A 12,587-nucleotide genomic window follows, 5' to 3' on the forward strand; every position below is an offset into this window, starting at 1 on the left:
TAGCAACGGAAACGGTGGCTTCTCCGAAGCCCTGGATCCGTGCTGTACTTATCCGAATACGCATGGGACAGGCCCCCGGGCCACGTCCCCGAGACGCCGAGAGGAGGCGAGACCAGTGACCAGCTTCATGACCTTCACCAAAATGACCGATCGCTCGGTCGACGCTTCCTGCCTGCTCGGTTCCGTCTCCCTTCCGGGTACCGGTGTGTCCGCGATTTCCGCCGACCGCCCCGCCCTGCTGGCGACCCTTCCGGTCAGTGAGCGCAACGAGCGACCGACCCTGGCACCGGTGGCAGTACTGGCAGCAGAAGCTCAGGCGCATGGCGCCTATGGCTTCGCGGCCGCAGCCGGTGCCGGAGCCAAGACGAAGCAGACGAAGAAGCAGCAGCACCACCTGATGTGGGCCTTCCGTGGGCTCGAACCCTGGAGTGATCCAGTCTGATCGCATGATCAGGCCGGCGCCTTCAGGGCCGCGGAACCCCACCCGGGATCCGCGGCCCTTCTGTTTGCCCCGAACAGGGGCAACGCAGCGAAGGAGCCTCGGGACTGGCAAAACCAGGTGACAGCCGAACCCGGCCGACCGGCCGGAACGACTAGCCGACCAAGACGACGAGGAAGAAACCACCGTGCAACTCGAAGCGCACGCCCCGTCCGTAACGCAGACCCACACGATCTCCCCGCCCGCAGTCCCGGAGGACCACACCTTGACCCCGCTCACCGCGCTGACCGCGCTCGACGACGCCATCGAGAACCTCGGCGTACCCGTCCCCTGCCGCACCTTCGACCCCGAGGTCTTCTTCGCCGAGTCCCCGGCCGACGTCGAGTACGCCAAGTCGCTCTGCCGCACCTGCCCGCTGGTCGAGGCCTGCCTCGCCGGAGCGGTCGAGCGCCGCGAGCCCTGGGGTGTCTGGGGTGGCGAGCTCTTCGTCCAGGGTGTCGTCGTCGCCCGCAAGCGGCCCCGTGGCCGTCCGCGCAAGAACCCGGTTGTCGCGGCATGACCGCCATCGGAACCATCGACCGCCCCCTGACGCACGACCCCCTGAAGCAGGCCCTCATGACCGCCCACACCACGAGCGAGCAGCCCCACGGCGCCGCCCACGCAGACTTCATCACCGCCGGCGCGAACACCTCGCGTCAGAACAGGACCCGCGAAATGCAACTCATCCCAGAAGCCCTGGCTCGCGCCCATATGGACGAGCTCATGCGTGAGGTGGACGTCGAACGTCACGCCGTACGCCTGGTCACCGCCCGCCGCATGCAGCGGCGTGCCGAGCGCGTCTCGATGCGCGCCCGCCGCGCGCTGGCCATGGCCGTCATGCACTGACGGCCGAAAAAAGCATCCCCGGGGGGACCGGTCCGAACGGACCGGTCCCCCCGGTGCGTTGCGGACGGCAGTCGACCCCTCACGGGGATATCGTCTGGAGGTGGACCAGCCGACTCCCCACCCCACCCCGTCGGGATCCGAGGCCCAGCCCGTCGTCTGCGCGCGCTGTGGCACACAGTCCCCCGACGGCGCCCCGCCCACCTGGACCTGCTCGGTGGAGAACGGGACCAGACAGTACTTCTGCGTCGACTGCGCGCGCGCCAACCTCCGGGCGATCGAAGGCAGGCTCGACTCCTCCTGGTGGTGACACCGGGGACCCGGACCCTACGGAGTCACTCGGCGGAGGCGAACCCCGGCAGCCAGGCGTCCAGTTCGTCCCGCAGCCGCACCGTCGCGCCCAGCTGGCACAGCACCCCGATCGTGCTCAGCGTCACCCGGTGGATCAGCAGGTACGAAGGCGGCAGGTTGATCTGCCGGCCCAACTGGTGTGCGGGGGAGCGGGGATCGGCGATCCGCGCCGCCTGGCCGCGCAGCCACGGCCGGGTGAAGGTGAACTCCTCGGCCTCGGCCGGCTCGATGATCGGCTTGAGGTAGTCCAGCACCGCGTCCGGGTCCAGCTCGATGGACTCCTTCACGAACCCCTCGGCGCGCAGGTGCCCGTAGACCCCCTCGGCGTCGCCGTCCAGGGTCATCCGCAGCGACCTGCCGATCGGCTTGGGCCAGCCGCCCGGCAGCCGGTCGACCGTGCCGAAGTCCAGCACGCCCAGCCGCATCCGGCCGTCGGCCCCCGGTATCAGCCGGAAGTTGCCCGGGTGCGGATCCGCGTGCAGCAGACCGGTGCGCGCGGGACCGGAGAAGAGGAACCGGGCCAGCAGCTGTCCGGCGCGGTCGCGTTCCTCCTCGGTGCCGTCGGCTATCACCTCCGACAGCGGGGTCCCCTCCATCCACTCGGTCACCAGCACCTGGTCGCCCTGGTGCACGACATCCGGCACGACCACGTCGGGATCGTCCTCGAAGGCGTCCGCGTGGGTCCGCTGCGCCTCGGCCTCCAGCTCGTAGTCGAGCTCCTCGGCGACCCGGTCGCGCAACTCCTTGATCAGCGGCTTGATCTCCATGCCGGGAATCAGCGGCCCCAGCAGCCCCGCGAACCGGCCCAGCTGCTTCAGGTCCGACAGCAGCGCCTCACCGGCCCCCGGATACTGGACCTTGACCGCGACCTGCCGGCCGTCGTGCCACACCGCCCGGTGCACCTGCCCGATCGAGGCCGCCGCCGCCGGCTTGTCCTCGAACTCCTCGAACAGCTCCCGCCAGTCCGCGCCGAGGCGGTCCGCCAGCACCTGGTGCACCGTCGCCGTGGGCAGCGGCGGGGCCGCCTCCTGGAGCTTGGTCAGCGCCGCCCGGTAGGGCCCGGCGACCTCCTCGGGCAGCGCCGACTCGAAGACCGACAGGGCCTGCCCGAACTTCATGGCACCGCCCTTCAGTTCCCCGAGCGTGCGGAACAACTGCTCGGCGGTGCGCTTCTGGAGCTCGGCCGCCACGATCTCCGCGGACTTGCCGCCGATCCGCTTGCCCAGGCCCCAGGTGGCCCGTCCCGCTATGCCGAGCGGCAGCGCGGCCAGCTTGACGGTGCGGGTGACCGCTTTCCGGGGAAGATCAGACATGCGCCCCTCCATTTCCCAGACAGCTGGGCCGCGAACAGCGGTTCTCCGCATCCTGTCATGGCCTCCTCGCGGCTCGGAGGAGGGCACCTTCCCCGGCTTCCCGCGGGGTGGCCGTGCGTTCCGCGTGCGCTCCGCACGGGCAGTCAGGGTGGGGGTGGACCGGGGCGGATTCCCAGTGGAGGGAGGGCAGGGCCGCCTCCCAGCGGGTGGCGGTGGACGCGGGCAGTTCACCGTCGAGGAAGGAGAGCGCGTGGGCCGCGGCCAGGCCGGCCACCGCCGTGGACAGGCCCAGGTCGCAGGCGGCGCTCGCGCGGCGGCGGTGGGCCGAGCGCCACTGGACCAGCATCCGGGGCCAGGCCGCGTCCCGGTCCACGCGGTCGCGCTCCATGCACCCCGCGCAGGCCGTCACTCCGGGCAGGACCAGCGGCCCCACCAGCCCCGTCCCCTCCAACACCCCCGCGTACAGGTGCGGGATGCCCGTGGCGACCCAGTCGGCCGCGGTGTCCGGATCGGGTGCCCAGGCGTGCAGCCCGTCCCGCGGCGCGACCACCACCAGGGCCAGCCGCGGCTCCGCCTCCTCCTCCCCGGCCCGAGGGGCGCGCCCCGGGGCGGACCCGCGCACCAGCTTCCCCGCGGCCTCCGCCCGCAGCCGGCCCACGCTCCCGGGATCCAGTCCGCCCGGCGCCACGTCCGCCGGCTCCACCCGGCCCCCGTCGAGCACCTCGACCCGGCCCACGCCGGCTCCCGCCAGGACCGCGGCGATCACAGCGCCCACCCGTCCGCTCCCGCGCACCCGGACCCGTATCGCCCGGCGCGCGGCGACCCCCCGCAAGTCCCCGCCCGGCTCCCGGCGGACCAGGGAGAGGGAGCCCAGATCGGGGCCCAGCCGCTCCAGGACCTCCGGATGACCGCGCACGGCCTGGGCCCGCGGGCCGCCCGCCGTGGCGTCGTCGAGCAGACCGGCCCCCGCCAGCCGCCTGACGAGCGCGTCGGCCTGACCGTCCGGCAGCCCCATGCCCGTGGCCTCGGCCCGCAGCAGCTCCATCCCCCGCGTCCCGTCGATCCGGTCGATGAACGCGCCCGTCGCCGTGTCCACCGGGCCGAGCACCACCGCGTGGGCAGGGGTCACCCCGAACTGCACCGTCTCCCGGTCCCGCCAGGCCCGCGCCAGCGCGGCCTTCACCTTCGGATACATGACCGATCCCCCTCGATTTCCCCGGCCCACTCGAGCCGCCCGTTTTCCGGCTCTCCCACCACACTGCCCGTCCGCCGGATTCTCTGCGCGAATTTGTCCACAGGCGAGGGTTATTAGGCATATGAGATGAAGGGAATTGCGGTTCGCGATATCGGCTCCGCATCACTCGCACGCGAACCCCGGACGGGCGGGACTTCCGCCACCGCCACCGGGTACCGTCGTGGCGTGTCCGCCGACCCACCGCCGCGCGCCGTCGAAGTCCGCCGGAGCGCGCGCCGCCGCAGGACCGTATCCGCCTATCGCGAGGGTGACCGTACGGTCGTCCTCATCCCTGCCCGGATGTCCGAGGCGGAGGAGCAGCGCTGGGTGGGTGTCATGCTCGACAAGCTCGCCGCCCAGGAGAGCAAACGTACCCTCGGGGACGCGGAACTCACCGAGCGCGCCGAGCGTCTGTCCGAGCAGTACTTCGGCGGCCGCGCACGCCCCCGCTCGGTCCGCTGGGTCACCAACCAGAACACCCGCTGGGGCTCCTGCACCCCGGCCGAAGGCAGCATCCGGCTCTCGCACCGCATCCAGGGCATGCCGGAGTACGTCGTCGACTACGTGCTCCTGCACGAGCTGGCCCACCTCCTGGTGCCCGGCCACGGGCCCCGTTTCTGGGAGCTGCTGGAGGCGTACCCGCGCACCGAGCGGGCCCGCGGGTACCTGGAGGGTGTGGTGGCGGCCGAGCGCCTTCCGACCGTTCCCGCCGCCCGCGACGAATGAGCCGGAAGATCCCGTACCCACCCGTCGTGTCACACAGCGTGATATGTACCGGGTCGGTACCGACTTGGCCGGATGTCGGCCGTTGCCGTTAGCCTGAGCGGCACGCATTCACAGTCGGGATGGGGGACGGTCGTTACGTATGGCCAGGGAATTCCAACGCGGCCACAAGGCCAAGATCAGTGATCTCACGGCGGGCACCGATCTGTACGTAGGCGTCCAGATCGCCGGGCCCGGGCTCACCTTCGACATCAGCTGTTTCGGTCTCGATGTCAACGAGCAGCTGTCGGACGACCGCTACTTCGTCTTCTTCAACCAGCCGAAGTCGCCGGAAGAGTCCATTCAGCAACTCGGCGCGCAGTCCGGCGACACCGAATCCTTCCGGGTGACCCTGGACCGCGTTCCGGCGTCCATCCACAAGCTGTCCTTCACCGCCACCATCGACGGCGCCGGACAGATGTCGCAGATCGGACCGGGCTACATCCGGATCGTGGCCGGCGGCGAAGAGGTCGTCCGGTACGCCTTCACCGGCTCGGAGTTCACGACCGAGCGGGCCGTGATGCTCGGTGACTTCTACCTCAAGGACGTGTGGCGCTTCGCCGCCGTCGGCCAGGGCTTCGACGGCGGCCTCGACGCGCTGCTGCGGAACTTCGGAGGCGAGGTCGCCGAGGACGCGCAGCCGGCGCAGCAGGCGCCCGCCGCCGCGCCCGGCTTCGCCCCGCCGCCGCAGGCGGCCGCCCCGGCCCCGTCCTTCGGCGCCCCGGCGCCCGCCCAGGCACCCGCGCCCGCGCCGTCCTTCGGCGCGCCCGCGCCCGCCCCGGCCCCGCAGCCGCACTACCAGCAGCCCGCGGCCCCGGCCCCGGTGCACGCCGCGCCCACCATGGCCGCGCCGCTCGCCCCGCCGGCCCCCGCCCCGTACGGGCAGCCGCAGCCGCAGCAGCCCTCGTACGGCCAGGTCCCCGGCCAGGTCCCCGCCCCGTACCCGGGCCAGGTCCCGCCGCCCGCCCCGGCCCCCGCGCCCTACGGCCAGCAGCCGGGCTACGGCCAGGTCCCCGGGCAGGTCCCGGGCCACCAGCCCGGTTACGCCCCCCAGGCCGCCGCCGTCGGCGCCGGGCTCGCCGCCGCGCTCCAGCCGTACAAGGAAGCCCCCACGGGCGCCCGCTGGACCCCGCAGAACGCACAGCTCATGCGCGTCGACCTCTCGATGGGCGGCCAGGCCGTCCTCGCCCGCCAGGGCAGCATGGTCCTGTACCAGGGCAAGGTGGACTTCAGCTACAAGGGCGCGGGCTTCGCCGGCCGCATCGTCGGCAACGCCACCGGCCAGGAGATGCAGCTCATGCGCTGCACCGGCCGCGGCCAGGTCTTCCTCGCCGAGGACGGCTCCCACCTGCACGCCATCGAGCTCCAGGGCGACGGGATCTGCGTCTCCGCCGAGGCCGTCCTCGCCTTCGACGAGTCGCTCCAGCACGAGGTCCGCCGCATCGAGGGCCACGGCATCCCCGGCGGCGCCCTGTTCACCATGCAGTTCCAGGGCACGGGAACGGTCATCGTCAAGACGCACGGCGTCCCGGTGGTCCTGCCCGTCACCCCGACCACCTTCGCGGACAGCAACGCCATCGTGGCGTGGTCCTCCGCCTCGCAGGTGATCCTGTCCAGCCAGGTCCGGCTGCGGCGCAACGCCTACCCCGGCCACAGCGGGGAGACCGTGAACCTCCAGTTCCGCGGCGCTCCCGGCAACTTCATCGTCGTCCAGCCGTACGAGGTCTGAGGGAGCCCGACATGAACGCAATGAACCAGCAGCTCGCGGGCTTCGCCCCGACCCCCGTCACGGCCCGCATGGAGAACCACGGCCGGGCCATGCTCAAGGTCGCCATGCAGAGCGGCCAGGACCTCTTCGCCCGCACCGGCTCGATGGTCGCCTACGAGGGCTTCGTGCAGTACGAGCCCAACCCGCCGGCCGTCCGCCAGATGGCCTCGCAGTGGCTCACCGGCGAGGGCGCACCGCTGATGAAGTGCACCGGCGACGGCCTGCTCTACCTCGCCGACTACGGCGCCGACGTCGTCTGCATCAACCTCCAGAACGACGCCCTCTCCGTCAACGGCACCAACCTGCTCGCCTTCGACGCCCACCTCCAGTGGGGCGTCGAGCGGGTCAAGGGCATGGCGAAGTTCGCCGGCCAGGGCCTGTTCAACGTGCAGGTCGCCGGCACCGGATGGGTGGCGATCACCTCCCGCGGCACCCCGATCGTGGTCGACTGCGGCCGCGGCGAGGACGAGACGTACGTCGACCCGGACGCGCTCGTCGCCTGGTCGCCGAATCTCAAGGTCAAGGGCAAGCGCAGCTTCAAGGCCTCGTCGATGATCGGCCGGGGCAGCGGGGAGGCCTACCAGATGGCCTTCTCCGGCCAGGGCATCGTCGTCGTACAGCCCAGCGAGGACAGCACCGACCGGCTCCGGGCCCGGGGCTGAGGGGAGCGGACACATCATGCAGAGCTCACTTTTCGCCCACGCCGAGGCGCAGTCCCAGGACCGGTACGCCATCCAGAACCCGCAGCTGCTGCGGGTCTCGCTGACCGGCTCCGACGACGTCCTCGCCCGCAAGGGCGCCATGGTCGCCTACCAGGGCCTCATCGACTTCGACGGCGAGTACCAGAGCAGCAGCCAGCGGGGCGCCCGCCGCCGCACCGGCGAGGGGCTGGACCTCATGCGCTGCTCCGGTCAGGGCACGGTCTACCTGGCCAACCTGGCCCAGTACGTGCACGTCGTGGACGTGGACCAGGAAGGCCTCACGGTCGACAGCAGCTACGTGCTGGCCCTGGACTCCACCCTGCACACCGAGGTCATCGCGGTGGACAGCCAGTACGGGATCTCCGGTTCCGGCAAGTACCAGCTCAACATCACCGGGCGCGGCAAGGTCGCGCTGATGACCTCCGGGCAGCCGCTGATGATGCAGGTCACGCCCGACAAGTACGTCAACGCGGACGCGGACGCGATCGTCGCCTGGTCGACCTCGCTGCGGGTGCAGATGCAGGCCCAGACGCACTCCAGCGGCGTCTGGCGGCGGCGCGGCAACACCGGCGAGGGCTGGGAGCTCAGCTTCCTCGGCACCGGCTTCGCGCTGGTGCAGCCCAGCGAGGTGCTGCCGCCGCAGAACGCCCAGCTCGGCCAGGGCGCCGCGGCCCAGTTCGGCATGGGCCAGCACGGCTCCCACGCGCAGAACCAGAACAACGCCTGGAACTGATCCCGGACGCCCGATCCAGGACGACTGATCCAGGACGACTGGTCCCGGACGGCTGGGCGCAGGCAGGCGAAAGGGGCGGCCCCGCGAGGGACCGCCCCTTCGTCGTGCCCGGGATCAGCCCCCGAGCCGCGCCAAGGTCGCCTCCAGCAGCCGCACCACCGAGGTGTCGGCCACCGCGGCCACCTCCTCGTACGGGAACCAGCGCAGGTCCAGCGACTCCTCGCTGATCTCCGCCTCCGCGCCGGCCGGAGCCAGCGCCGCGTACTGCACGTCCAGGTGCCAGTGGCACGGCGCGGGGATCGCATGCCGGTCCAGGCGCACCGGGCCGCCGGGCAGCAGGCTCAGCCCGGACGCGATGCCCGACTCCTCACCGGCCTCGCGCAGCGCCACCGCCTCGAGGGTGTCGTCGCCGGGCTCGCAGTGGCCGCCCATCTGCAGCCACATGCCCAGTTTCTTGTGCAGGGTCAGCAGGACCCGCCGCCGCGTCGGGTCGATCACCAGCGCGCTGCCGGTGATGTGCCCGGCCGTGCACGGCTTGTACACCCCGTCCGGATGGGCGGCGAGGTGCTCCAGATAGACGTCGCGCAGCTCGGGCTGGTCCGCGTAGCCCTTCAGGACCAGGACCGCGTCTTCGTGCAGGCTCACTTCTTCTCGTCGCCGTCCTCGTCGGTCCGCTCGCGCTGGTCGCGCTGCTGGGCGGCCTCGCCGAGCATCTTGTCGATCTCGGAGAAGTCCAGCTGCTCGCGGTGCACGAAGCCGTCCGGGTCGTCCAGGTCGGAGGCCGTCGGCAGCATGTCCGGGTGCTCCCACAGCCCGTCGCGGCCGTCCACCCCGCGCGCGTCCGTGAGCGAGGCCCACAGCCGGGAGGCGTCGCGCAGCCGGCGCGGGCGCAGCTCCAGGCCGATCAGCGTCGCGAAGGTCTGCTCCGCCGGGCCGCCCGAGGCGCGCCGCCGGCGCATGGTCTCGCGCATCGCGTCCGCCGAGGTCAGCCGGGGCTTGGCGGCCTCGTGCACCACCGCGTCGACCCAGCCCTCGACCAGCGCGAGCGCCGTCTCCAGGCGGGCCAGGGCGGCCTTCTGCTCGGGGGTGTCCTGCGGCTGGAACATGCCGCCCTGCAGCACTTCCTGCAGCTGCTCCGGATTCGACGGGTCGATCCGGCCGACCACGTCCTCCAGCTTCGAGGTGTCGACCTTGATGCCGCGGGCGTAGCCCTCGACCGCGCCGAACAGGTGCGAGCGCAGCCACGGCACGTGCGCGAAGAGCCGGGCGTGCGCGGCCTCGCGCAGGGCCAGGTACAGTCGCACCTCGTCCGAGGGGACGCTCAGGTCCTTGCCGAAGGCCTCGATGTTCAGCGGCAGCAGCGCGGCCTTGCCGGCCGGGCCGAGGGGCAGCCCGATGTCCGTCGAGCCGACGACCTCGCCCGCGAGCGTGCCCACGGCCTGGCCGATCTGCTGGCCGAACATGGCCCCGCCCATGGAGCGCATCATCCCGAGCAGCGGGCCCGCCATGGCCTGCATCTCCTCGGGCAGGACGCCGCCCATGGCCGCGCCCACGCGCTCGGCGACAGGGTCGACGAGCTCCTTCCACACCGGGAGGGTCGCCTCGACCCACTCGGCGCGGCTCCACGCCACGGCGGTCGTGGCGCCCGACGGCAGCGAGGTCACGCCGTCCAGCCAGTGGTCGGCCAGGCGCACGGCCTCCTCGACGGCCGACTTCTCGGCGATGCCGACGCTCGTGTCCTTCACGCCGTCCGCCGTGCCCTGCGCGACGGTCTGGCGGGCGATGTCCTTGGCCATGTCCCAGTTCACGGGACCGCCGTCGTAGCTCAGCATCTGGCCGAGCTGCTGGAAGGCGGCACCGAGGTCGTTCGGGTTCATGGCACCGAACATCGCGGCGAACGGATTGTCCTCGCCGCCGGCACCGCCCGCGCCGCCCGGCAGGCCCATGCCGGGGAACCCGAACGGATTCGGGCCGCCCTGACCGCCCTGACTGCCCTTCTTCTTGCCTTCGTCGCCGTTGTCCGGCTCCTCCGGCGGAAGGCCGAATCCGAATGGGGTGTCGCTCACGGGTTTCCTCGGCTCGTAGGGCCGCCGGCGGGTGCCGACGGGCAATGGTCCGACAACACCACCCAGCGTAGACACCCGGCCCGCATACGGGCTCGGTGCTCCGCCGACTCCTGGGCTGCGGCAGGATGGACATCACCTGGTGGGTACGCGTCACAGCGCGTCCCTACTGAAGACAACCGCTGGAGACGCCCGGTGAGTTCCCCAGATCCGCAGTTTCGCGCGATGAACGACGACGAAGACCGCCCCGAGCACGGCGACAGCGCCCAGGGCGTTCGCCAGTCGCGAAACCCGGCCGTGCGAGGCCCCGTGATCGCCGTGACCGGCGCCGCGTCGGGTGTCGGCGCCGCCCTGGTGAGCCGGCTGGCCGCCTCCGACGAGGTCAAGCAGGTCGTCGCCATCGACGAGCGGCGGGGCGACTGCGCGGCCGCGCAGTGGCACATCCTGGACGTACGGGACCCCGCGATCGCCGAGAGGCTGCGCGGCGCGGACGTCGTCGTCCACCTCGCCCTCGACCTGGATCTGGAGACGGATCCGGCGGCCCGTACCGCGTACAACGTGCGCGGGACCCAGACCGTCCTCACGGCGGCCGCCGCGGCCGGCGTGCACCGGGTCGTGCTCTGCACCTCGGCGATGGTCTACGGCGCCCTCCCGGACAACGACATCCCGCTGTCGGAGGACTCCGAGCTGCGGGCCACCGCCGAGGCCACCGGCGTCGGCGACCTGCTGGAGATCGAGCGCCTCGGCCGCCGGGCGCCCCGGGCGCACCCGGGCCTGAACGTCACCGTGATCCGCCCGGCGGTCCTGGTCGGCGGCACCGACACGGCCCTGACCCGGTACTTCGAGTCCCCGCGGCTGCTCGTGGTGGCGGGATCCCGTCCGACGTGGCAGTTCTGCCATGTCGAGGACCTGGTCAGCGCCCTGGAGTACGCGGCCCTGGAGAAGGTCGAGGGCGAGCTGGCCGTGGGCTGCGAGGGGTGGCTGGAGCAGGAGGAGGTCGAGGAGCTGAGCGGCATCCGCCGCATGGAGCTGCCCTCGGCGGTCGCGCTGGGCGCGGCGGCCCGGCTGCACCGGATCGGCCTGACCCCGTCCCCGGCCGGGGACCTCGCGTACACGATGCACCCCTGGGTGGTCAGCGTCAGCGGGCTGCACGCGGCGGGGTGGCGGCCGCGCTGGACCAATGAGGAGGTGCTCGCCGAGCTCCTCCAGGAGGTCTCGGGGCGCCACACGGTCGCGGGCCGCCGGCTGGGCCGCCGGGACGCCGCCACCGCCGCGGGTGCGGCGGGCGCGACGGTGGCGCTGCTGGGCGCGGCCGCCGCCGTCCGCCTGGCGCGCAAGCGGCGCGGGATCTGACCCACGGGCCAAAGAGCGCGGCTCCGCCCCGGACCCCCGCGCCGCGACGCCGGCGGGGCCGGGTGGTGCGGCGGGGGCCGCACGGGCGGGCCCGATTGGTAGGAGGCTCCCAAGGGGGCGGCTGCGGCACGGGCGAACCTGCTATTTCGCCCCGTCAGCCACTAGGGCACGATGAAGGCATGGCACCGCACTTCGACCACCCCGGCGAGCAGGCCGCCCAGGACCCGATCCGGCTGCTCGAGATCCGTGACACCCCGCTCTCGATCGACGAGGTCTTCCAGGCCGTCGGCGACGACGCGACGGGAGGGACGACGCTCTTCGTCGGCACGGTGCGCAACCACGACAGCGGGGCGGACGTCGACTCGCTCGGCTACTCCTGCCACCCGACGGCCGAGGCCGAGATGCGCCGGGTCGCCGAGCGCGTCGTGGCCAAGTTCCCCGTCCGCGCGCTGGCCGCCGTGCACCGCGTGGGCGACCTCGCCGTCGGCGACCTGGCGGTCGTCGTCGCCGTCTCCTGCCCGCACCGCGGCGAGGCCTTCGACGCCTGCCGCATGCTCATCGACGACCTCAAGCACGAGGTCCCGATCTGGAAGCACCAGACCTTCACCGACGGCACCGAGGAGTGGGTCGGCGCCTGCTGAACCCCGGTCGCGCAGCCGCCCCCGCTTGGGGGTAGCCTCGCACCCGTTCGGCCGCGCAACACGCCCTCGATTTGCGTAACCCCCCCACGGGCACGAGCGTTGAAGCCACCAACGAAACGTAGTTCGGGGTAGGGAGGCACGCCCATGGCGTCTTTGGCGTGGTTGCTGATTCCGCTGTTCGCCGCGATAGGTGCGGCGATATGGGGCAGCTGGGCGGCACGCGACCGCACACAAGGTGACATATCCGAGCTCGCCGGCTACGCGCGCTTCCGCGAGGCCATGGGCAACGCCGATCAGGCCAGGGCGAAGGCAGACGCCCATTCCGGTTCCGACGCCGTCTGACGGGC

Annotated in this window: 15 protein-coding genes; 11 read left to right on the plus strand and 4 right to left on the minus strand. The window is 72.4% G+C overall.

Annotated elements, in window-relative coordinates; all coding sequences use genetic code 11:
- Positions 1–115 precede the first annotated feature (115 nt).
- From ACFYP3_RS08315 to ACFYP3_RS08330, 4 genes are all read left to right on the plus strand, one after another.
- Positions 116–442, plus strand: coding sequence for a hypothetical protein (locus tag ACFYP3_RS08315; RefSeq protein WP_384347168.1), 327 nt, complete (start codon positions 116–118; stop codon positions 440–442).
- Positions 443–626: 184 nt separating this feature from the next.
- Positions 627–998, plus strand: coding sequence for a WhiB family transcriptional regulator (locus ACFYP3_RS08320; RefSeq protein WP_351295252.1), 372 nt, complete (start codon positions 627–629; stop codon positions 996–998).
- Entirely contained in the window at positions 995–1,324 is a 330-nt protein-coding gene (locus ACFYP3_RS08325) for a hypothetical protein (protein ID WP_388828703.1), read from the plus strand. Before ACFYP3_RS08320 ends, ACFYP3_RS08325 begins: the two co-directional genes overlap by 4 nt.
- 100 nt (positions 1,325–1,424) lie before the next feature.
- Positions 1,425–1,631 (plus strand): hypothetical protein, encoded by a 207-nt coding sequence (locus ACFYP3_RS08330; protein WP_388828706.1) that lies wholly within the window; start codon positions 1,425–1,427, stop codon positions 1,629–1,631.
- A 25-nt stretch (positions 1,632–1,656) separates the two neighbouring features.
- Here ACFYP3_RS08330 and ACFYP3_RS08335 read toward each other — a convergent pair whose 3' ends face one another.
- Together ACFYP3_RS08335 and ACFYP3_RS08340 are read right to left on the minus strand one after the other, a co-directional pair.
- Positions 1,657–2,985, minus strand: a complete 1,329-nt coding sequence (locus ACFYP3_RS08335) for an ABC1 kinase family protein (RefSeq protein ID WP_388828709.1) — start codon at positions 2,983–2,985, stop codon at positions 1,657–1,659.
- Positions 2,986–3,040: 55 nt separating this feature from the next.
- Positions 3,041–4,180, minus strand: a complete 1,140-nt coding sequence (locus ACFYP3_RS08340) for a ThiF family adenylyltransferase (protein WP_388828712.1) — start codon at positions 4,178–4,180, stop codon at positions 3,041–3,043.
- Between the two features lie 126 nt (positions 4,181–4,306).
- Between ACFYP3_RS08340 and ACFYP3_RS08345 the strand changes: the two genes are divergently transcribed.
- The 4 genes from ACFYP3_RS08345 (at position 4,307) to ACFYP3_RS08360 (ending at position 8,183) form a co-directional block, all read left to right on the plus strand.
- Entirely contained in the window at positions 4,307–4,945 is a 639-nt protein-coding gene (locus ACFYP3_RS08345; protein ID WP_388828715.1) for a M48 family metallopeptidase, read from the plus strand.
- Between the two features lie 139 nt (positions 4,946–5,084).
- A complete protein-coding gene (locus ACFYP3_RS08350; RefSeq protein ID WP_388828718.1) occupies positions 5,085–6,710 on the plus strand; it encodes a TerD family protein in 1,626 nt (541 codons plus the stop codon).
- A gap of 20 nt (positions 6,711–6,730) precedes the next feature.
- Positions 6,731–7,411 (plus strand): AIM24 family protein, encoded by a 681-nt coding sequence (locus tag ACFYP3_RS08355; RefSeq protein ID WP_388829009.1) that lies wholly within the window; start codon positions 6,731–6,733, stop codon positions 7,409–7,411.
- A gap of 16 nt (positions 7,412–7,427) precedes the next feature.
- Positions 7,428–8,183, plus strand: coding sequence for an AIM24 family protein (locus ACFYP3_RS08360; RefSeq protein ID WP_388828721.1), 756 nt, complete (start codon positions 7,428–7,430; stop codon positions 8,181–8,183).
- A gap of 114 nt (positions 8,184–8,297) precedes the next feature.
- On the opposite strand, the gene ACFYP3_RS08365 is transcribed toward ACFYP3_RS08360, so the two are convergent.
- Both ACFYP3_RS08365 and ACFYP3_RS08370 read right to left on the minus strand, forming a co-directional pair.
- Entirely contained in the window at positions 8,298–8,828 is a 531-nt protein-coding gene (locus tag ACFYP3_RS08365; protein WP_388828724.1) for an NUDIX hydrolase, read from the minus strand.
- Positions 8,825–10,249 carry a zinc-dependent metalloprotease gene (locus ACFYP3_RS08370; protein ID WP_388828727.1) on the minus strand — a complete coding sequence of 475 codons (1,425 nt, stop codon included), beginning with the start codon at positions 10,247–10,249 and terminating at the stop codon, positions 8,825–8,827. Before ACFYP3_RS08370 ends, ACFYP3_RS08365 begins: the two co-directional genes overlap by 4 nt.
- 192 nt (positions 10,250–10,441) lie before the next feature.
- Between ACFYP3_RS08370 and ACFYP3_RS08375 the strand changes: the two genes are divergently transcribed.
- From ACFYP3_RS08375 to ACFYP3_RS08385, 3 genes are all read left to right on the plus strand, one after another.
- Positions 10,442–11,599 carry an SDR family oxidoreductase gene (locus ACFYP3_RS08375; RefSeq protein WP_388828730.1) on the plus strand — a complete coding sequence of 386 codons (1,158 nt, stop codon included), beginning with the start codon at positions 10,442–10,444 and terminating at the stop codon, positions 11,597–11,599.
- Positions 11,600–11,778: 179 nt separating this feature from the next.
- Positions 11,779–12,240, plus strand: a complete 462-nt coding sequence (locus ACFYP3_RS08380; RefSeq protein WP_388828733.1) for a molybdenum cofactor biosynthesis protein MoaE — start codon at positions 11,779–11,781, stop codon at positions 12,238–12,240.
- Between the two features lie 144 nt (positions 12,241–12,384).
- Positions 12,385–12,582 (plus strand): hypothetical protein, encoded by a 198-nt coding sequence (locus ACFYP3_RS08385; protein ID WP_388828736.1) that lies wholly within the window; start codon positions 12,385–12,387, stop codon positions 12,580–12,582.
- Positions 12,583–12,587 lie beyond the last annotated feature (5 nt).

The organism is Streptomyces sp. NPDC005533 (genome assembly GCF_042871845.1).
GTDB lineage: Bacteria > Actinomycetota > Actinomycetes > Streptomycetales > Streptomycetaceae > Streptomyces.